Annotated in this window: 18 protein-coding genes; 9 read left to right on the top strand and 9 right to left on the bottom strand. The window is 55.7% G+C overall.

Annotation, left to right across the window (positions count from 1 at the left end):
• Positions 1-8: 8 nt before the first annotated feature.
• The gene (locus tag ACR0JR_RS09415; protein ID WP_010438293.1) at positions 9-2222 is read right to left on the bottom strand and encodes an ABC transporter permease; all 2214 of its coding nucleotides are present in this window, start codon (positions 2220-2222) and stop codon (positions 9-11) included.
• Complete coding sequence (locus tag ACR0JR_RS09410; protein WP_010438296.1) at positions 2223-3248, bottom strand: ABC transporter substrate-binding protein; 1026 nt, start codon at positions 3246-3248, stop codon at positions 2223-2225.
• Between the two features lie 287 nt (positions 3249-3535).
• Here ACR0JR_RS09410 and ACR0JR_RS09405 point away from each other — a divergent pair, with 287 nt between their 5' ends.
• From ACR0JR_RS09405 to ACR0JR_RS09380, 6 genes are read left to right on the top strand one after another with little or no spacing between them, the layout of a single operon-like run.
• The gene (locus tag ACR0JR_RS09405; protein ID WP_480455941.1) at positions 3536-4363 is read left to right on the top strand and encodes a DeoR/GlpR family DNA-binding transcription regulator; all 828 of its coding nucleotides are present in this window, start codon (positions 3536-3538) and stop codon (positions 4361-4363) included.
• A gap of 40 nt (positions 4364-4403) precedes the next feature.
• Positions 4404-5378 carry a phosphate/phosphite/phosphonate ABC transporter substrate-binding protein gene (phnD, locus tag ACR0JR_RS09400; protein ID WP_170471462.1) on the top strand — a complete coding sequence of 325 codons (975 nt, stop codon included), beginning with the start codon at positions 4404-4406 and terminating at the stop codon, positions 5376-5378.
• 58 nt (positions 5379-5436) lie between these two features.
• Positions 5437-6231 (top strand): phosphonate ABC transporter ATP-binding protein, encoded by a 795-nt coding sequence (gene phnC / locus ACR0JR_RS09395; RefSeq protein ID WP_480455940.1) that lies wholly within the window; start codon positions 5437-5439, stop codon positions 6229-6231.
• On the top strand, positions 6228-7043 hold the full coding sequence (gene phnE, locus ACR0JR_RS09390; RefSeq protein ID WP_170774567.1) for a phosphonate ABC transporter, permease protein PhnE: 816 nt from the start codon (positions 6228-6230) through the stop codon (positions 7041-7043). The genes phnC and phnE (ACR0JR_RS09390) overlap by 4 nt, the downstream gene beginning before the upstream one ends.
• Positions 7043-7858, top strand: a complete 816-nt coding sequence (gene phnE, locus ACR0JR_RS09385) for a phosphonate ABC transporter, permease protein PhnE (protein WP_010438311.1) — start codon at positions 7043-7045, stop codon at positions 7856-7858. Before phnE (ACR0JR_RS09390) ends, phnE (ACR0JR_RS09385) begins: the two co-directional genes overlap by 1 nt.
• A complete protein-coding gene (locus ACR0JR_RS09380) occupies positions 7822-8760 on the top strand; it encodes a TIGR01459 family HAD-type hydrolase (protein ID WP_480455939.1) in 939 nt (312 codons plus the stop codon). Before phnE (ACR0JR_RS09385) ends, ACR0JR_RS09380 begins: the two co-directional genes overlap by 37 nt.
• A gap of 167 nt (positions 8761-8927) precedes the next feature.
• Here ACR0JR_RS09380 and ACR0JR_RS09375 read toward each other — a convergent pair whose 3' ends face one another.
• The 7 genes from ACR0JR_RS09375 to iolD form a co-directional block, all read right to left on the bottom strand.
• A complete protein-coding gene (locus ACR0JR_RS09375) occupies positions 8928-10613 on the bottom strand; it encodes a tryptophan halogenase family protein (protein WP_480455938.1) in 1686 nt (561 codons plus the stop codon).
• 1122 nt (positions 10614-11735) lie between these two features.
• Positions 11736-12725: an inositol 2-dehydrogenase gene (iolG, locus tag ACR0JR_RS09370; protein WP_480456043.1), complete on the bottom strand. Its 990-nt coding sequence runs from the start codon at positions 12723-12725 to the stop codon at positions 11736-11738.
• A 1-nt stretch (position 12726) separates the two neighbouring features.
• Positions 12727-13557, bottom strand: coding sequence for a class II fructose-bisphosphate aldolase (locus tag ACR0JR_RS09365; protein WP_480455936.1), 831 nt, complete (start codon positions 13555-13557; stop codon positions 12727-12729).
• Positions 13554-14411 (bottom strand): 5-deoxy-glucuronate isomerase, encoded by an 858-nt coding sequence (locus ACR0JR_RS09360; RefSeq protein WP_010438328.1) that lies wholly within the window; start codon positions 14409-14411, stop codon positions 13554-13556. Before ACR0JR_RS09360 ends, ACR0JR_RS09365 begins: the two co-directional genes overlap by 4 nt.
• A 12-nt stretch (positions 14412-14423) precedes the next feature.
• Positions 14424-15401, bottom strand: a complete 978-nt coding sequence (gene iolC, locus ACR0JR_RS09355) for a 5-dehydro-2-deoxygluconokinase (protein WP_480455935.1) — start codon at positions 15399-15401, stop codon at positions 14424-14426.
• On the bottom strand, positions 15398-16237 hold the full coding sequence (locus ACR0JR_RS09350) for a phytanoyl-CoA dioxygenase family protein (protein ID WP_480455934.1): 840 nt from the start codon (positions 16235-16237) through the stop codon (positions 15398-15400). The genes iolC and ACR0JR_RS09350 overlap by 4 nt, the downstream gene beginning before the upstream one ends.
• Positions 16237-18105 carry a 3D-(3,5/4)-trihydroxycyclohexane-1,2-dione acylhydrolase (decyclizing) gene (gene iolD, locus ACR0JR_RS09345; RefSeq protein ID WP_480455933.1) on the bottom strand — a complete coding sequence of 623 codons (1869 nt, stop codon included), beginning with the start codon at positions 18103-18105 and terminating at the stop codon, positions 16237-16239. The genes ACR0JR_RS09350 and iolD overlap by 1 nt, the downstream gene beginning before the upstream one ends.
• A gap of 129 nt (positions 18106-18234) precedes the next feature.
• Between iolD and ACR0JR_RS09340 the strand changes: the two genes are divergently transcribed.
• Genes ACR0JR_RS09340 through ACR0JR_RS09330 form a run of 3 tightly spaced genes read left to right on the top strand, consistent with a single transcriptional unit; the run spans position 18235 to position 21398 of the window.
• Positions 18235-19338, top strand: coding sequence for a Gfo/Idh/MocA family protein (locus ACR0JR_RS09340; RefSeq protein WP_480455932.1), 1104 nt, complete (start codon positions 18235-18237; stop codon positions 19336-19338).
• A 19-nt stretch (positions 19339-19357) separates the two neighbouring features.
• A complete protein-coding gene (locus tag ACR0JR_RS09335) occupies positions 19358-20251 on the top strand; it encodes a TIM barrel protein (RefSeq protein WP_170471485.1) in 894 nt (297 codons plus the stop codon).
• Positions 20252-20264: 13 nt separating this feature from the next.
• Positions 20265-21398: a Gfo/Idh/MocA family protein gene (locus tag ACR0JR_RS09330; protein WP_170780226.1), complete on the top strand. Its 1134-nt coding sequence runs from the start codon at positions 20265-20267 to the stop codon at positions 21396-21398.

Below are 21398 nucleotides of genomic sequence, written 5' to 3'. Positions count from 1 at the left end.
AAACTCTCCTAAACATTGGTCCGCGACTGCGTCATTCGCCGCCCGATCTTGGTCCGACCCACGATCAGCTGCATCAAGGCAACTACAGACAGCATCACAAAGATCAGCGTGGTGGAATAGGCAATGGCGAGACCATAGTCGTTATTCTCGACCCGCCCGATGATATAGCTGGTTGCCATGTCATATTCCGCGCTGACCAGAAAAATCACTGCCGAAATCGCCGTCATGGCCCGCACGAAACTGTAAACAAGCGCCGCCAGAATTGCCGGGCGCAACAGCGGCAGGATGATCCGGCGGAAAGTCTGCCAGGAATTTGCACCAAGGGTCAGCGAGGACTCGTCCAGACTGCGATCCAATTGCGACATGCTGGCAATGCCTGCCCGGACACCCACTGGCATGTTGCGGAAAATGAAGCTGACAACAAGGATGACTCCAGTGCCCGTGATCTCGATCGGTGGTACGTTGAAGGCTAGAATGTAGCTGACGCCAATCACGGTGCCGGGGATGGCAAAGGATAGCATGGTGCCGAACTCAAAAGCGTCTTTTCCCGCGAAACTCTGCCGGGTCAGAAGATAGGCCGTCACGAGCCCCACGGCAGCCGTCAGTGGAGCAGCAATTGCAGCGATGGTGATAGTCGTCCAGAAACTGTCCCATGCGGCTCCTGTCCAGCGAATACCCTCTGCTTCAAACCGAACCGAAAAGGCAGTGACGTAGTGTTTGAACGTAAGGGAGTTATTGACCCCCCACAATTCAACCACGCTGCCGTATACTATCATGGCATAAACGACGATGGTAAATACGGCCCAGCCAAGGGCGACCGTCAGCACCGGGATGGAGAGGCCGGTTGGCATCAATGGATGTACGCCTGCGTCGCCCTTGCCGGTGACAGTGGTGTAACTCTTTTTACCAAGCCAAGCCCGCTGCGCGTAAAATGCAGAAAGCGTGAAGAACAACAACACCATAGCCAGAACCGCGGCGCGGCCCTGATCGTATTGCGCACCAACAATTGCAAAGAAAATCTCGGTCGACAGCACATCAAAATTGCCACCCAGCACAAGTGGGTTGCCGAAATCGGCCATGCTTTCGATGAAGCCCAAAAGGAAAGCATTGGCGAGGCCCGGGCGCATCAACGGCAGGGACACAGTTTTGAAGGTCTGCCATCTGTTCGCGCGCAATGTCTGGGCCGCTTCTTCCATCGAAGGAGACACCCCTTCAACGACGCCAATCAGCACAAGGAAGGCGATGGGTGTAAATGCCAAAGTCTGAGCAATCAGAACTCCCGGCATGCCATACAGCCAGCGCGTGGGTTGTGTGCCGAATAGCTCAGCAAAGAACTGCGTGACCGAGCCCGAAAGGCCAAACAGCAGGATCAGCGCTAAACCGATCACAAAGGGTGGCGTGATGATCGGCAGAACCGTCAGTGCGCGCAATGCGCGCTTGTAGCGAAAGCCCGAGCGGGTCACGACAAGCGCAAAGCAGAGGCCAAGTGCCGTGGTGATGAAACCAACTAAAATGGCGAGGAATAGTGAGTTCCAGGCCGCCCCGCATCGCGCACCCCAGAAACATCCTAGCCCCCAAAGCCGGTCGTCAAAGAACTTCGAGAAGAAAACCGCGATGGAGTACGCGCCATCCTCCGTCACAAAGGCCGCAAACAACATCTTGGCGATGGGAAAGAATACAAACGCGGTGACGATGGTGATCACACCACCGATGGCGCTGACCACGAAGACGTCTCCGTTAATCGCCCCACGTGCAGCGACACCCTGGGTCAGAAGGAACAGAAAACTCGACGCGCAGATCATCGCGCCATAGCCCATGCCGAATTGCCGATCCCCGAGTTCTCCGAATACGGACTCCAGCCAATCGAAATTGTAGCCTCGGATTCCGATGCTAAAGCCTTGTGCGATCAGCCAGCCGAAGCCCAGCGCCCCTGACAGGATCAGAATGCGCGCATAGAGCGGATCTGATTTGGCGCGCCTTAGTACCGAAAGCGGCAACAGTAGAGCGATAAGAAGCGGCGCAAGCCACAGCTTTTCACCCTGCCCGATCAGAAAGGCCGCTGGAGCATAATCTTCGTCGAAAGGGTAGCCGTCCAGAAGCCACTCGAACGACCACAGGCCACCGTCAACCATGTACCACGGCAGCAGGCAGAATCCGACCCACCCGGCGATGACCCAGAAGATCAGAACCGGATGGGTCGTTTTTGTCGTGTCGTCAGTCATTTACTGCGGCAGTACCGAAACCTCTTCGTCCCATTTCTGCAGCAAGCGCTTGCGCTCATCCGACGAGCCGTATTTCTTGAAGTCATAGTCGATCAGCTTGATCTGGCTCATGTCCGGAGCGCTTTCGGACGTCTCGGCGCCTTTGTTTGACGGCACCTGAAATGCGTTGACCTGAAGGGCAAGGTTCTGTGCTTCGGGCGACAACGCCCAGTCATAAAACTTCTTGGCCTCTTCTTCGTTGCGAGCTCCGTCGATGATCGACATCGAACCAATCTCATACCCAGTTCCCTCGCACGGCGCGACGACCTTGATCGGGAAACCCGACACGGCCTGCTTTACCGCGTCATGCATAAAGACAATACCGATGGTATTTTCGCCGCGCCCCGCAGCCTTGATCGGGGCCGAGCCCGATTTAGTGTATTGGTTGATGTTCGAATGCAGGCCTTTCATGAAGTCAAAGCCCTCATCCTCGCCAAAAATCTGCACCATTGAGGCAAGTGTCGTGTAGGCCGTACCTGACGAATTTGGGTTCGCCATCTGAACATGACCCTTGTATTCGGGCTTCAAAAGATCCTTCCAGCACGCCGGTTCGGGCAGGTTGTTTGCGGCGACAAGATCGGCATTGTAGCCGTAACCAAGCGCACCGGAATAGATGCCGATGGTTCTGTTACCAGCACTTTCAGCCTGAGAAATCGCCCAGTCATGAAGCTGATCGCGCATGGGCGAGACGTATTCCATTGTCAGACCCTCTTCTGCGGCCTGAAGATGCGGATCACCGGTGCCACCCCACCAGACATCGCCCTTAGGGTTGGAGCTTTCAGCACGAATCTGAGCAAATGTCTCACCCGAGGATTTACGTGTCATGTTGACGTCGATGCCGGTCGCATCTTCAAAGCTGCGCGCCATCAGCTGGCACCAATCCTCTTGAGCAGAGCAATAAAGAGTCAGCTTGTCTGCTTGGGCTGCTGACATTGAAGCTGCAAGGGCGATTAGCGAGCCCAATGCGGTAGACGTAAATCTCTTCATTATTTTCTCTCCCTGTTTGGTTCATTGCGTCCGGTTTTCCCGGTGTATTATGTGCTTTTTCCTTCGAACTTTCGTTGTTCCTCGAACGTGGCCATCGCGCATTCTGTATGTCCGTTCAATTACCGTTCTCTGCGATGCCAACCAGCCAATCCATACATTGATCCGGGACTTCGAAAGAGGCAATGTTTTCCGAAGTCTCACAACAATATGAGGGTTTTGCAACAGAAATAGTTGCAAAACGCCCGAAACACCACAAAAGTGAATGTGAAGCCGAGTCGGGTTGCCGGATGTCCAAAACAGAAACACGCGGGATGAGGTCTGAAAAAAGTCAGGCTCGGGTTAAAAAATCCGATCGCCGTCGAGAGATCCTGCTTGAACTGAAGTTGCGCCCGCATGTCCGGATCAGCGAGCTGGCGCAGCGGTTCAATGTGTCGGCAGAAACCGTGCGCCGGGATTTCGATGCCTTGTCAGAAGACGGGCTGATCGCACGCGCACATGGCGGGGCATCTGCGCCCACACAGGGACGATATCCAAGTCTTGATGAACGGACCAATGCGCGTACGGAGGAGCGTGAACGAATTGGAAGATGTGCGGCCGCGCTGATTCAGGATGGCGATACGGTGATGATTGATTCCGGTTCGACCACGGTTGAGATGGCGCGCGCGCTTTCTTATCAGGGAACTGAGTGCACGGTGATAACAAACTCAATCCCCGTAGCGATGACACTCGGCCATTCGCCCACCCAGGTTCTCTTGTGCCCAGGCGAGTATCTTGCCGAGGAATCGGCCATTATTGGCACTGATACGCTCGAATACCTGTCCCGTTTCAATGTCGATCAATGCATGATCGGGGCATCCGGAATTTCGGCGGAGGGCCCGTCTGAGACAGTGCAGGGATTTGCTGGGGTCAAACGAATGATGTTGGCGCGATCAGCAAAACGGCATTTGCTGATTGATTCAGAAAAATTCGGGCGCAAAGGCCTGTCGCAGGTGGGCGACCTTGATGGGCTGGATTCCATCATCACCGACACAAAGCCGAAAGGTGATTTGCTGGGCTCTATCAATGCAGCCGGCGTTGCCATTCTTATCGGAGAATCCATTTCAAAGAACGACTAACTGTGGACAGTGACGGCCACGCATAACTGGGAGGAATAATATGAATATTGACGTCAAATTACTGATCGGAGCATCAGCATTTGCACTTTTGTCGTTGGGCGGGGCTGCGTCGGCTCAGGATTGTCCGCGCGGTGATCTGGATGAACGGTTCTGCGATGCCGACGGTGATCTGATCGCGGACATCCCCACCGATCCTTCCGAACAGATCGATCCCGACACACTGATCTTCGCCTACACTCCGGTCGAGGACCCAGCCGTTTACAAAACCGCGTGGTCGGACTTTCTTGACCATTTGAAAGCTGAAACCGGTAAAGATGTTGTCTTTTTCCCGGTTCAGAACAACGCCGCCCAGATCGAAGCGATGCGGTCTGGACGCCTGCATATCGCGGGTTTCAACACTGGTTCGAACCCGCTGGCGGTGAACTGCGCCGGGTTCCGTCCTTTCACGATCATGGCCTCAAAAGATGGTAACTTCGGGTATGAAATGGAGATCATTACCTATCCAGGCTCTGGTATCGAAAAGGTCGAGGACATCAAGGGCAAGCAACTGGCCTTTACCTCACCCACTTCGAACTCGGGATTCAAGGCACCGTCGGCCATTCTGAAAAGCGACTTTGATCTGTTGCCCGAACGTGATTTCGAACCAGTCTATTCCGGCAAACATGACAACTCGATCCTCGGTGTGGCCAACAAGGACTATCTGGCTGCTTCGATCGCAAACTCGGTCAAATCGCGGATGATCTCGCGAGATGTGATCAACGAAGACGACGTCATCACGATCTACAAATCACAGACTTTCCCGACGACCGGCTTTGGCACCGTGTACAATCTGACTCCGGAACTGCAAGAGAAGATCCGCAACGCTTTCTTTAGCTTTGAATGGGACGGCACAACACTTGAGGCTGAGTTCTCAAAATCGAACGAAGGCCAGTTCCTCGAAATGACCTATCAAGAATTCTGGGACGTGATCCGCAAGATTGATGCGGCAAACGGCGTTTCCTACGCCTGCCAATAATCCGATACTATAATGACGGGCCCTTCCGGGCACGTCTCAACCCTTACAGGGGTATTAAATGCTGCGGCTTCGAGAGCTTACCAAAACTTACAAAACCGGGGATCAGGCGCTAAAAGCAATCAATCTTGATGTGCCCAAGGGACAGGTGCTTGCTTTGATCGGCCCATCCGGCGCAGGCAAATCCACGATGATCCGCTGCATCAATCGACTGGTTGAGCCGACAAGTGGCGCTGTCATGCTAGATGAGACCGACCTGACCAAACTTGGCTCAGGTGGGTTGCGCAAAGCGCGACGCGAAATGGGTATGATCTTTCAAGAATATGCGCTCGTTGAACGCCTGACGGTTATGGAAAACGTCCTGTCAGGGCGGTTGGGATATGTCGGCTTTTGGCGCAGCTTCCTGCGGCGATACCCTCAATCTGATGTCGATGAAGCCTTTCGTCTGCTGGATCGGGTAGGACTGCTGCATATGGCAGACAAACGCGCCGATGAACTGTCGGGCGGTCAGCGTCAGAGGGTCGGCATCTGCCGCGCTCTGATTCAGAACCCCAAACTTTTGCTGGTGGACGAGCCAACTGCCTCGTTGGACCCCAAAACCAGCCGTCAGATCATGCGGTTGATTACCGAGCTTTGTCAGGAACGCGGATTGGCAGCGATCATCAACATTCACGATGTGGCGCTTGCGCAGATGTTCGTGCCGCGCGTCGTGGGTCTTCGGTTTGGCGAGATCGTATATGACGGCCTCCCCACCGGTCTTACCCCCGACAAACTAACCGAAATCTACGGTGAAGAAGACTGGGAAGCCACGATTGAAAAAGTGGACGAAGACGAAGAGATCGAGGCCGCAGAATGAGCCACACCGAACTTGATGACGTTCTTGGCAAGGGGTGGCGTAAACCGCCGTTTGTTAAGAACGCGATGCTCCGCTGGGCTCTGATTGTAGGTTTTGTCGCCTACCTGATTGCCGCCATTCTGACCATCGAGGTCGATTGGGGTCGGGTTTATGAAGGGCTGGATCGCGGCTGGGCCTTTGTGCTCGCCTTCACCAGCCCCGATTTTATATCACGCTGGAGCGATATCTGGAGCGGTCTGCTGGAAAGCATTGTCATGACTGTTGCGGCGTCTGTTGTGGGCATCCTGATTTCGATTCCGATCGGGCTGGGTGCTGCACGCAACATCGCTCCTCTGCCCATCTACGTCATCTGCCGCGGTATTGTCGCCATCAGCCGTGCCTTGCAAGAGATCATTGTAGCGATCCTGTTGGTTGCGATCTTTGGCTTTGGTCCTTTGGCAGGTTTCCTAACACTCTCATTCGCCACCATCGGGTTTCTGTCGAAACTTCTGGCTGAAGATATCGAGGCCATGGACAAAGTGCAGGCTGAAGCCATCAAAGCCTCGGGCGCACGCTGGATGCAGTGGATCAATTACGGCGTGCAGCCTCAGGTCATGCCGCGACTGGTTGGTCTTTCAATGTACCGGATCGATATCAATTTCCGCGAAAGCGCCATCTTGGGGCTTGTGGGTGCGGGTGGCATCGGAGCGACGCTGAACACAGCCTTCGATCGCTACGAATACGACACCGCAGCCGCCATACTGATCTTGATTATCGGGATCGTCATGGCGCTCGAATACCTCTCGGGTATCATTCGCGCGAGGGTACAGTAATGCCGGTTCTGGAACAGGAAGGTACGCAGATTTGGCGCAGACGAACGACCGGACAAAGCCTTGTTCGCTGGTTTGGCTGGCTTTTGGGCGTCGCAGTTTTTGTCTATTGCTGGCAGATCATCTCGGCGTCGACGACATGGTTCTTTGTCTGGGATGCACCGCGCATCGCAAATGACATCTGGACCCGTGCGACACCACCAAAATGGGACTATATTACGCAATTGGGGCGTCCGATCTGGGACACGCTGAATATTGCAACGCTCGGCACGATCATCGCCTTGTTTCTTGCCGTACCAGTCGCTTTTCTGGCTGCGCGCAATACCACGCCCTCGGCCGTTTTCATCCGGCCTGTTGCTCTTCTGATCATCGTTTCAACCCGTTCGATCAACTCGTTGATCTGGGCCCTCCTGCTGATCGCAATCATCGGTCCCGGGGTTTTCGCAGGTGTTATAGCAATCGCGATCCGGTCTATCGGGTTTTGCGCCAAGCTGCTTTATGAAGCCATAGAAGAAATCGACCACACTCAGGTCGAGGCCATAACGGCCACCGGCGCATCGCGCTGGCAGATCATGGCTTATGGCATCGTCCCACAAATTCTGCCCGCCTTTGCAGGCATCGCCGTTTTTCGCTGGGATATCAACATCCGCGAATCCACGGTTCTTGGCCTGGTTGGTGCGGGGGGTATCGGACTGCAACTATCGGCTTCGCTCAATGTCCTGGCATGGCCGCAAGTCAGCCTGATCCTGATTGTCATCCTGATTGCCGTGATGATCAGCGAATGGGTCTCTGCCAAAGTGCGGGGGGCGATCATTTGAGCCAAATCTCGATTGAAGAGGCGTTCGATGCATACGAAGCTGCGCGGCATCGTCTGCCCTCTGCTGCCGCTACTGGCCAGTCCTTTCGTCGGGTCGAAACACTTGAAGATGTAGCCGATGAGTTTGACGTCTTCCTTTTGGATGCGTTCGGAGTTCTTAACATTGGTGAAACCGCTATCCCCGGTACGCCTGAACGGGTCGCAAATCTAAAGGCCATGGGAAAGCGCGTTCTTGTGGTTTCGAATGCTGCCGGGTTCCCTCATGCGGCATTGATCGAGAAATACACTCGGCTTGGCTATGATTTTGCTTCGCAGGATGTCATCACCAGCCGCGCAACGCTGCTTGCAAATCTTGATTTGCAACGCGAGCTGCACTGGGGGTTGATGGCAACACCAAGCACGGGACTTCGCGATCTGGAAGGTTTGAATCTGACCTATCTGGAAGAAGATCCAACACCCTATGATGCGGTCGACGGATTTTTGATGATTGGGTCTGCGGCCTGGACCGAAGCGCGTCAGGCCATGTTGGAGTCTGCTCTGTCAAAGCGGCAGCGACCTGTATTGGTCGGCAACCCGGATATTGTTGCCCCCCGAGAAAGTGGCTTTTCAATTGAACCTGGCCTGTTCGCACATCGTCTCGCCGACCGAACTGGTGTGGTCCCTGAATTCTTCGGAAAGCCGTTCGGCAACATTTTCGATCTGGCATTCAAACGGCTGGGATCCATCGACAAATCCCGCGTTCTTATGGTCGGCGACAGCTTGCATACAGATATTTTAGGCGCAAACGCAGCAGGGATCGCGTCGGCTTTGGTCTCAGGTTACGGTTTTTTTGCCGGACACGATATTGAAACAGCAATCGACAATGCCGGTATCGTTCCGGACATCATCGTAAGCCGTCCTTGAAACTGGCCGAAACCCCATCGAATGCTATCCATAGGACCGCTAAGACATACCAAACCAAGAGCTGGTCAGAGGCCTATTCGCAAAAATAGAACCTGACCAGCAATTGGTGGGTTATGCGTGCCGCTACAACGTATTGGAAGACGCTCTGCTGCGTTTTCAATACTGCCCTAGAATAGCTGCAAGTCCTTCGCGCCACTTTGAATTTCGGCGAAGTTCGGCATGTTCTGCACAACCACAGGAGCCGGAGCGGTGCCCGGCATCGCGACTGTTGGTTTCGCAACAGCCGCTTTACCAAAGGCGGGTTTCTCCAGCTCTCCTCGGATATCGCGCAGCAACGTTTTGTGATCTGGCATTGATTTGAGGATCTGCGCGAGGTCCATTTTCGCACCTTTCCACCACTGGAACCAAATCGGTTTCTTCAACGGCCGAATGCGATCGCGTATGCCCGCGCCATAGCCGGTATCATAAACCTGCTTGCCCAAAAGGACGGTCTGATAAACGCGGAAGTTGAACAGCGTTGCAAACTCGATATCGTGTTCCATCGGCAGACGGTGCTGCCACAGCTCTAGGTTCTCAGCCAACCGATCCGGGATTTTCATCTCGGTGCGGGCGTCGATCCAGTATTGATCATCGGTGCGGTTCCCCAATCGGTAGTGCAGACAGATGAAATCTAGAACTTCGTCGTAGAGCTTGTTCATCTGACGGTTATACCGATTGCGCAGCGCTGGCTCGATATCGCGTGTCGGCAAATGCTCAGCGAACCAGCGTATTGCATGATCGATCATATGGATTGCGGTACTTTCAAGCGGTTCTATGAAGCCACCAGACAGACCGATCGCAAGACAGTTCTTGACCCACGCATTGCGTACGCGGCCGACGCGCATCGGGATCACGCGGGGTGTCAGACCCTTGCCGCTATCACCCAGCCACTCCAGATATTCATCCGCCGCTTGATCATCGGTACGATGCGCCGATGAATACACATAGCCCGTGCCCACGCGATTGTAGAGTGGCACCCGCCACGTCCAACCTGCACCAAGCGCCGTCGACCGCGTGACGCTTTCGATCTTCTCCGGATCGGGATGTTCGATCTGCAATGCCATGGCGCGATCGTTGGGCAGGTATTCGGAATAATCCATAAATGGCTCGCCCAGCGCCTGATTGATGATCAACCCGCGGAAGCCGGTGCAATCAATGACCATCTCGATGTCATGGCGGCCCTTGCGCTCTAACATCAAATGACTGACGTTACCGTGTTCATCCAGCTCGACCGATTGAACTTCGTCCTGAATATGTTCAACGCCACGCTTGGTGCAGACTTTGGTCAACATACCCGCAAATTTCACGGCATCCAAATGATAGGCATAGCCAAACCGCTGCTCGAATTCGGGCGCACCTAAGGGCCGCGCCCCTTTGCACAGGCGAGCAAGATCATCATGCGGCGAGATCGATTGCGTAAAATCCCGATCGCCATTGCCAAATCGTAGGAAATACTCGGCTGCTTCCAACCCTTCCAGCAATTGACCATGCGCAAACGGGTTTACATAATCAATGCGATTGCCCTTTGCGTCGTTGTTCCAGTTACAGAACTTCACACCCAGCTTGAATGACGCGTTGGTTTCGCGGAAAAAATCCCTCTCGGCAATACCCGCCTGGCGGAGCGTGACCGGCATACGCGGTACAGTCGCTTCCCCAACGCCCACGGTTGAGATATTGGGGCTCTCGATCAGGCAAATACGCGGACGATCCTTAGGCGCCGAAGTGCGTGAAAACACCATGTCCAAGATCAGCGCGGTCATCCAACCGGCTGTACCACCCCCAACGATGGTGATTTTGCGCAAACGATTATTCATGTTTATTTGTCCCTGTTGGCTCGAGGGGATTTTGCAGCTGCTTCTTGTTTTGTACTGATGTATATTTGGCAGCGTTCCCCGTTGGCTTGGGGGAAACATAACAGCTTTCCTGCGTACAGCCAGAGTCTATGGCAATTCGTTCGACCTGCACATCCACTGATCTGGTGCCAGATCCCTAAAATGCCTAAAAATTTTTTTGTTAAGAGACGTTCATTTTTTGATTGCACTTAGGAAATTCAAGCGTAGTCGCCCAAAGTTTTGCGAGATAATTGCAAACATGGGTTATTCTGCTGTTAGCCCGATTAGATTTGCAAGCTCCACTGGTGAGCTTTGCCATGTCTCCCAGTTGATATTTCGGAATTACCGCAATGAATTAATAGCTTGTAACACGAGAAGGGCCGTCCAACGAACCCGTTTATTTGAATCTATTGGAACCAAAGTGGCCAACCCTTCAAGGTCTTGTGGGTAGTTTGAGATCAGCTTTGGTTCCGCGCCGGATCTCCCATGGCGTGATCTAGCACGTTGATCCGGGCCGACTGGATGTAGCATCGATCCTCATTTCTTTCTGTAGATTAGAGGGCCGGTCGAGGCTTGCTGAATGGAGCCCTTGAGTAGCTCAGGCGAAACAGTCTGGGTGGCACGGTTGAGATTGGCGTAGACGGCAGAATGTCCAAACGACGCTTTACAGTGATTTCGGGCGATCACCTACCTGCAAATGGATAGTCGGACTGGCGACGTTCATTCTCCATTTCCCGCCATTGCTCGTGAAGGACTTCATTACCCCGTTACCTAGCATGACAGCCGCCAACATCCGTCACAGACAGTTGTTCTCGTTCCGCTGCGCTCGCAGCACCTTCGCACCCGAACGTTCATCCCGCCAAACTTGGCTCTGTATCTGCAAATGATCGCAACACTGGCTCCAAGGCGTGCCGCGTGCTCGAAGCGAGTAACCAAGTATTTCGGTTTTCCCAATGTCCGAAAAATTTTATCTTTCAGACACATTCCGGACATCTCATGCAGATACTAAACAGTTACGGCGCGCTTGGAGGATGTCTGATGATTTCTTGAGGGGGTACGAGTGCAGCGCGTCGTACCTTATCCCTCATTTCAGTGTGTGAGGCATTACGCGAGCTTCACAACCGATCCCTGCTTCAAGGAAGTGTCTGCCGCATCTGCCAGTTCCTGCGCCCGTAACCCGTCAACGATACCCGGAGAGGGAGAGGATGCGCGAGACACCGCATCAACGAAGTGTCCCATTTCTGCCCGATAGGCACTTTCATATCGCTCAAGGAAGAAATGTTGCGCGGGGGCTTTCTGAAACCCGGCAGGTGTCGCAATCTCGACCGCATTTTCCAGCATGTTTTCAGCCCGCAACATGCCCTTCTCACCATGAACTTCAATGCGTTGATCATAGCCATAGCTTGCCCGGCGCGAGTTTGAAATCTGGCAAATCTTGCCGCTCGCCGTGGTCAGGGTGACAGCAGCGGTATCGACATCTCCGGCCTTGCCGATCTCGGGGTCGACCAGTGATGAGCCAACCGCGTAGACGCTGATTGGTTCTTCACCCAGCAGGAAGCGCGCCATATCCAGATCGTGGATCATCATATCGCGGAACAGCCCACCCGAGCTTTCGATATAGCTGATTGGTGGCGGCGAGGGGTCGCGGGACAGGATGGTGACAATCTCGACGTTTCCGATTTCGCCGTTGGCGATGCGGGACTGGATATTGGCAAAGCTGGGATCAAAGCGGCGGTTGAAGGCCGTCATGAATGGCACGCCGGTGGCTTCGACAACTTTGATGCAGTTGCGGATGCGGCTTGCGGACATATCAACTGGCTTTTCGCAGAAGATCGCTTTGCCAGCATTCGCGGCTTTGTGGATCAGATCGTAGTGGGTATCGGTCGGGGTGCCGATGACCACAGCGTCAACATCCGCACTTTCAATCAGATCTTCCGCCGACAGGGCCTGTGCACCGGTATTGTCGGCCAGCATCTGAGCCGGCTCCGCAAACGCATCTGCCACCGCGCTGACTCGCGCGCCATCAATCTGCCCGATCGAGCGCGCATGAACTTGCCCGATCCGTCCGCAGCCCAGTAAGCCGATATTCAGCATCTCATGCCCCTTTGAAGGCTTGTAGAACCCGGCGTGTCGCCTCGACCACCGGTTCATGTGTTTCTTTCAAGATTTGAACGCGGTCGAACCTGTCCGGGTCGGCATTTACGGCAGTACGCAAGGCATTACCAAATGCCATTCGCAATTCGGTTCCGATGTTGAATTTGCAGATCTTCGACCCGCGTGCCAGAGCAGAGCGCTGTGTGACCGGTACCCCTGAACCGCCATGGATCACCAGCGGTACTTCAGTCACAGCTTCGATAGCGCGGATGCGGGCCTCGTCCAAGCCACCTTCTTTATTCTGCTGCAGATGGACGTTGCCGACCGAGATCGCCATCGCGTCGACGCCGGTCTCATGGGCGAATTGCGCGGCCTCATCCGGATCAGTGCCGTCCGAACCCTCGCCGCCGGAATAGCCAACAAAACCGATTTCACCTTCGCAGGAAACACCGGCAGAATGGGCCATTTCGGCAATCGCTGCGGTCTCGGCAATGTTCTGCTCCAATGGCTTGCGCGAGCCGTCGAACATGACCGAGGTGAAACCGCTGTCGATGGCGATGCGGCAGTCTTCGTGGGTGTATCCGTGATCCAGATGGGCCACGACAGGTACGCCTGCCCCCTCGGCCAAATGGCGGAACATCTTGCCCAGAACCGGCAGCGGCGTGTGTTCGCGGCAGGATGGACCGGCTTGTAGGATGATCGGCACATCTTCGGCCTCTGCGGCGGCCACATAGGCGCGCATATCCTCCCAGCCCAAAGTCACCAGCCCGGCCACGGCATAGCCGTCACGCAGCGCGGGTTGCAGCGCGTCCGATAATGTCACAAGGCTCATTTGAACTTGGCCACCATGTCCATGATTCCGGGGATGGTGTGCAGCTGGGCTGCATGGGTCGGTTGGAAGTACTGTTTTAGCGAGCGCTGGCTGAGGCCGCCGAGGATGGTGAAATAGTACATTTCGTACCCCGGCAGAACCGCGCAAGGGTGATAGCCTTTGTCGATCATGATCGTTGAACCATCCATGATGTGATAGGCATCGCCCGGCTTGTTGTCCTCACGCTGGAGCATCTGGATGCCCGAGCCATAGTCGGGCCGGAAGCGGAAATTGTAGGTCTCGTCATGGCGGGTTTCGATCATCTCGCCATCGTCACCTTTGCGGTCGGTGTCGTGTTTGTGGCTAGGAAAACCAGACCAACCGCCTTGACCCACGGTGAAAAGTTCAGACACCAGCAGGCGGCCCACCTTGTCGTGGTGGTTTGCGCCAAGAATGTGTTTGATCTTGCGGTGCGTTTTGGTGTCGTCAGAACCGTATTGAACCAGATCCAGCTCGGGCACGCGGACATCAAAAGGCTCAAGCACGCGGTCGAACTTAGCGCCCGCTATGAAGGTCTCGGTCTCGTCCGTCACGCAAGTAATGCGAACCTTAGCGCCGACGGGTACATAGACACCTTCGGGGTCGCCATCCCAGACGTCGATGGTGCGGTTGCCGAGGTTGGTATAAATCGCTCCGTCCACATCCACATCTACAGTGCCAGTGGCAGGCACAATGCAAGTCTCATAGCCAGGTACCGCGTATTCGAACACTTCGCCCTTTTTTAGCTTGACGATGTTGAAATAGTTCAGCGGCACCAGATCATTGTCGGCATCGACAATAGGTTTGTTCTGGTTGTCATGGGGCGCGATATGCATCTGCGTCTCCTTTCAGGTATCCGTGGGGCCCGGGTGTCGGGCCAGAAAATCGTCAAGTTCAGGCGTGGTCGGCATAGCCCCGGCGCAACCGGGTTTCGATACGACGATGGACGCGCAGGCCGAGCCGCGCAGCACTGCGTCGCGCAGGTCATGCCCCGCCGCGATTGAGGCCAGCAGACCGGCCAGGAAGCTGTCGCCCGCGCCATTGGGTTTCACAGCGGTGACCGGGTAGATGCCGGTGCGGATCTCTTGCCCGTCGGTCAGGGTGATGGCCCCTTCATGGCCCATCTTGTAGACCACCATCTTGCCGTTGGCAGCCAGTTCACGGGCTTTGTCTAGCCCCTTTTCAATGCCGCCCGCCATAAAGCCGAATTCTTCGTCGTTGCCGACGATTAGATCACTTTCGTTCCCAGCGCGGGTCAGAACATCTGAGGCCACCTGCGCCGAGGGCCAACTATAGGGACGATAATCAATGTCGAAGATCACTGGTAAACCAGCGGCGCGCGCGTTTTCAAACGCGCGAAACGTAGCCGAGCGTGAAGGCTCTGCCGCAAACACTGTGCCTGCCGTGATCAGGGCAGAAAACGAGGTATAATCCACCGCATCCATATCAGCTTCGGTCACCTGAAAATCGGCGGCGCCGTTGCGGTAGATGACATTCTGAAAGTCTTCGATGCAGCTTTCGTAGACAGCCAAGGACGTACGCGCCTCGCCGCCCACAGCACGGACATATCGCGTTTCAACGCCATAATCCTGCAGCTGGTTCACACAGAATCGGCCGACTGCATCATCTGATACAGATGTAACCAACGCGGCTTGACCGCCAAGCTTGACCAGCCCCGCGCAGATATTGGCGCTTGAGCCGCCCAGATCGGCATGGAACGTATCCGCATCAACGCTTTTGGTGCCGATGGGACCAGCAAACAAATCCATACCCGCGCGTCCGAACACGGCAAAGCGGTTGCCTTTTATGCCTTTGATTAGTGTCACTTGCGCCCCTCGGTATTGCCTGCCCGCGCAGCATCAAGCACCTCGGGGTAGGGATAGTTCAGACCCAGCAATTGCCGCATGTCGGGGCTTGCTTGATTGAGGAAATCTTGCGGTAGCGCAGCAGGCATATCTTCCATCGGTTTGACCCATTTGGGCAGGTACTGGATCAGGATCGCACTGCGGTCGTGATCTGCATTGTTTGGCATCGCGCAATGCCATGTCACGCCATAGAAAAGAGCAACATCGCCGGGCTCACCGGTCATCTGCTCGCATTTGTCGAAGAACTTGTCTTCAGGTGTGGGATACCGCAGCTCTTTCTGCGATCCGGGTACATAGCCGGTCGCGCCGCTTTCCTTAGTGAACGGGTCCAGCAAAACCGAGACCTGCGCGTTCATCGGAAATGACCCATTCAGACCTATGGGATGCGTTTCGGGGCTGTGAAAATCCCAATAGGGATAGTCGACATGCGGCTCTTGCCCCGGACCGCCCGGTAGGATGCGGTTGGCAGCGATCGAGCCCATGATGAACTCGGTCCCCAGAAACTTGCGGAGGATCTTCATCAAAACCGGGTGAGCGGCCATGCGAGAAAACACGTCACCCTTCGCCAAAAGGTTCCACACACGGCGTTGCAGGTTCAGCTTGCCATCTTCTTCTGCGGCCCCCTGAAAATGCGTCACTTTCTCGGCCGCCGCCTCGGAATGCTCCATGACGATCGCGCGGGCCTCGGCGATTTCCTCGGGTGTGAACAGGCCTGAGATGGCAACCGCTCCGCCGCCATTCAGCAACTCATCAACGATGACGTCAGGATCGGCTGTCTCTGCTGTAAACCGTTTCATCAGATACCCTTACGCTGCTTTTCACGCGTGGTTTCCCATTCAACATGGGCATTGCGCACGTTTTCATCGGCCGAGGTATGAGGGGTTCCAACCTCCCACCAGGCATGTCCTTCGGTCGTCCAACCTTCATAGGCGTCCACATCCATCACGATCACATAGGTTTTGTCGCTGGCTTTGGCGCGTTTGAATGCCTCGGCCAGCTCCGCTGGGTTCGCCACCTTCTCGGCCGTCGCTCCCATCGCGGTGGCATGGGCCTTGAAATCAACCCCGAAGGGTTCCGGGATGGTTGGGCAATCTTCCAGCAGGTTGTTGAAGCTTTCGTTGCCTGTGTTGTTCTGAAGCTTGTTGATGACTGCAAAGCCGCCATTGTCCAGCACCAGAACAATCATCTTTTTACGGCTCAGGACCGAGGAATAGATGTCTGAATTCAACATCATGTACGAGCCGTCACCGCAGAAGGTGATGGTGTCTTTGTCGGGCTCGCGCTCGGATTGGGCAATGCGCGCACCCCAGGCGCCTGCGATCTCATAGCCCATGCAGGAAAAGCCGAACTCGACATCGACTGTACCGATATCCAGAGTGCGCCAGTTAGCTGTAACCTCGGCGGGCAATCCCCCAGCAGCGGCAACCACACGGTCGCGCGTGTCGCACAGCTCGTTCACAACGCCGATGGCTTGAGCGTAGGAATTCGGACGATTTCCGTAGGACACATTCTCGGCCACATAGGCATTCCACTTGTGCCGTTTTTCCTGCGCAAACGAGACCCATTCAGCAGAAGCGGTATAGTCAACTGACTGTGTTAGAGACTTCAAAGATAACTTTGCATCCCCCACAACTGGCAAGGACATGTGCTTGCCTGCATCATGCCGCGCTGCATTGATCGAGATGAACTGAGCGTCCTTGGCAAAGGCGGTCCACGATCCGGTTGTGAAATCCTGTAGCCGCGTGCCGACCGCGACGATCACATCGGCCTTTTCTGCAATCGCATTGGCACTGTCTGAACCCGTCACGCCAATCGGGCCGATATTCAGCGGATGGGTTGCCAGCATGTTGGCGCGGCCTGCGATGGTTTCGACGACCGGGATCTGGTGCTTCTCGGCAAACTCCGTCAGTTCGGTGACAGCTTTGGAATACTGAACGCCGCCGCCTGCGATGATCATGGGGCGTTTCGCGCCTGCCAGCGCGGCAACCGCATCAGCGATCTCATCCGCATCGGGCGATTGGCGGCGAATGCGATGCACTTTCTTTTCAAAGAACTTCACCGGGTAGTCATAGGTCCAACCCTGCACGTCTTGCGGCAACCCGAGGAAAGCAGGCCCGCAATCGCCCGGGTCCAGCATCGTCGCAATGGCGGCGGGCAGAGATTGAATGACCTGTGCCGGATGCGTGATGCGGTCCCAATAGCGGCTGACCGGCTTGAAGGCGTCGTTCACGCCGAAGGTCGGGTCATAGTAGTTTTCCATCTGCTGCAGAACCGGGTCAGGCAAGCGGGTGATGAATGTATCCCCGCACAGCATCAGCATCGGCAAGCGATTGGCATGGGCAAGCCCGGCGGCGGTCAGCAGATTCGCAGTACCGGGCCCCGCGCTGGCGGTGCAGAACATGAATCGCTGACGCAGCCATTGTTTGGCATAGCCTGCGGCCGCGAATCCCATGCTCTGTTCATTCTGCCCACGATAGAGTGGCAACTCATCCCGCACGGGATTCAGGGCCTCTCCCAGGCAGGTCACGTTGCCATGGCCGAAAATCCCAAAACCCCCGCCACATAAACGATATTCCTGTCCGTCGATCTCGATAAATTGGTTCGACAGCCAGCGAATGATCGCCTGCGCCGTTGTCAGGTAAACAGTGTCATGTTGCGCGGACATGTCTGCGGGCTCCTTTAGGAAAATTGAGGTGCAATGCCGAATGCAGCTTGCGAGAGTCCTATTCTCACGATACAAGTTTTGCAACCGGTTGCAAATGGTTTTCAAGAAAAAGCGGAGGAGGGCGTCGGAATGGCAGATATCGGCATTGGCATTCTGGGCGGCGGGTATATGGGTAAGGCCCATGCGGTCGCTATGTCTTCGGTCGGGGCAGTGTTCAACACCGCTTTGCGCCCGCGACTTGAGATGGTGTGTGCATCATCTCAAGAAAGTGCTGAGCGTTATCGTCAATCTTATGGATTCGCGCGTTCGACAGATAGCTGGCGCGAGCTTGTGAGCGATCCGAAGGTCGAGGCGGTCGTGATCGCTACCCCTCAGGAAACGCATCGCGAGATTGCTCTGGCAGCCTTTGCGCTGGGTAAGCCGGTTTTATGCGAGAAACCCCTGGGCGCATCGATGGAAGATGGCGATGCCATGGTGGCTGCGGCAGAGGCCTCAGGTCTGACCAACATGGTCGGATTCAACTATATCCGCACACCCGCCAGCCAACATTCTCGTCAGTTGATCGCCAATGGTGAGATCGGTGACGTCACATGGTTTCGCGGCGAGCATACCGAAGATTTTTATGCCGACCCGCAGGCACCGGCGACCTGGCGCACATCTGGAATGTCCAACGGGACGATGGGCGATCTGGCGCCACACATGATAAACGCGGCGCTAGCCCTAATTGGGCCAATCGAGCGCGTGATGGCTGAGGTTGAAACGGTTCATAAAACCCGCCCGGGTGGTGAAGTGGATAACGACGATCACGCCCAGATGATGGTTCGCTTCGCTAACGGAGCGATGGGGTCGATGTATTTCAGCCGCATCGCGACCGGACGCAAGATGGGATACGCCTACGAGATCAGCGGTACCAAGGGTGCGATCCGGTTTGATCAGGAGGATCAGAACGCATTGTGGCTCTACCGCATGGAAGGCCCCGAGTCCGAACGCGGTTTCCGCAAAATCCTGACCGGCCCCGCCCATCCGGACTATGAGCCATTCTGTCAGGGCCCTGGCCATGGCACGGGCTATCAGGATCAGATCATCATCGAAGCGCGTGATTTCCTACGCGCGATCGAGACAGGCAAGCCTGTTTGGCCGACCTTCCGTGACGGGCATGAGGTCAACCGGATCGTTGCTGCGGCGCTGGCGTCGTCGTCGGATGAAAACTGGAAAAACATCGAAGATTTCTGAGCATCGGAGACAAGACAAGATGAGCATCAGAATTGGTAATGCGCCCTGTTCCTGGGGCGTGGAATTCGCGCAGGACCCGCGCAATCCGCATTGGAAAACCGTTCTCAGCGACTGTGCCGAGGCTGGGTACAAGGGCATCGAACTGGGCCCAGTGGGCTTTATGCCTGAAGACCCAGCAGTTCTGGCCGATGCGCTTGCCGAGCATGATCTGGAATTGATCGGGGGCGTGGTGTTCCGCAACTATCATGACCCCAACGCGTGGGAGGATGTGCTGGATGCCACTCATCGTACCGCCCGCGCGTTGAAGGCGCACGGGGCGCAGCATCTGGTGTTGATCGATGCGATCTCACCCCGTCGCGCACCAACCGCAGGTCGCGCCGATGAAGCCGAGCAGATGGATAAGGCCGAGTGGACGGCATATCGCGACCGGATCGCCGAAAGCGCACGCATTGGCGCGGAAGAATACGGGCTGACGGTGGGCATGCACGCCCATGCGGCAGGTTTCATGGACTTTGAGCCGGAACTCATTCGATTGCTGGATGAAGTCGATGAAAACCTTCTGAAAATCTGCTTCGACACCGGGCATCATTCTTATGCCGGGTTTGATCCGGTTGGCTTCATGCAGCGCTACGTTGATCGGATCTCGTATATGCACTTCAAGGATATTTCGCCAACCGTGAAGGCGGATGTCATTGCCAACCGGACGGGCTTTTACGATGCCTGCGGGCAGGGGATTTTCTGCAATCTGGGTGAAGGCGACGTGGACTTCCCGTCGGTCCGTCAGGTGCTGCTGGATGCAGGCTTCACCGGGTGGTGCACGGTTGAACAGGACTGCGATCCTACACTCGATCCTGATCCAGTCGGCGACGCGCGGAAGAACCGCGAATACCTCGAATCCATTGGTTTCAATTGAGGAGGCCAAGACGATGACCAAGCTGAAATGGGGCATGATTGGCGGCGGCGAAGGCAGCCAGATCGGACCGGCGCACCGCTTGGGCGCGCTGGCGGACGGGCATTTCGAATTCGCTGCTGGGGCGCTGGATCACCGGCCCGATGTTGGTCGCGAATACGCGCAAAGGTTGGGCATCGCGGCAGACCGTGCCTATGGCGATTGGACCGAGATGTTGGCAGGTGAGCGCGGGCGCGAAGACCGGATCGATCTGGTCACCGTGGCCACGCCCAATGCCACGCATTTTGAGATCACCAAGGCATTCCTTGAGGCCGGGTTCAATGTGCTTTGCGAAAAACCCATGACCATGACCGTGGAGGAGGGCGAAGAGATCGTCAAAGTTGCCGAGAAATCCGGCAAGATTTGCGCGGTAAACTATTGCTATTCGGCCTATCCGATGGTGCGTCAGGCCCGTGCGATGGTGCGCGCCGGTGAGATTGGTAAGGTCCGTCTTGTCGTCACCAATTTCAGCCATGGCCATCATGGGGATGCCACTGATGCCGACAATCCGCGCGTCCGCTGGCGCTATGATCCGGCGATGGCGGGCGTGTCCGGGCAGTTCGCCGATTGTGGAATCCATGCAATGCATATGGCTGGTTTTATCGCCGATGATGAGGTTGAGACTCTGTCGGCGGATTTCGCATCCACCATTGGTAGCCGCGAACTGGAAGATGACGCCATGGTCAATTTCAGGACGCAAAAAGGCGCGGTCGGTCGGCTGTGGACATCGTCTGTCGCCATCGGTCGGCAGCACGGGTTCGACATTCAGGTGTTTGGGGAAACAGGCGGCTTGCGCTGGGCGTCCGAGCAGCCAAATCAGTTGATCTATACGCCTGTTGGCGGTCGCATGCAGATCATCGAAAAAGGTGAGGGCGGTTTGCACGAAGAGGCTCAGCGCCTAAGCCGCGTGGCGATTGCGCATCCTGAAGGGTTCCCGTTGGCGGTTGCCAATATATATTGCGATCTGGCGGATGCCATATCCGGAGAAACCCGTGACGGTCTGCCGAATGCTGCAGACGGCGTGCGGTCGATGGCAGCGGTGCATACTGCGGTCGAGTCGGCAAAACAGGGCAGCGTGTGGATGGATGCGCGCCCACCGATGTTCCGATAA

It is taken from the genome of Ruegeria sp. AA3 (assembly GCF_056542905.1).
Note: the sequence above shows the minus strand (reverse complement) of the source record. Positions and strands in the feature narration are given on the sequence as shown.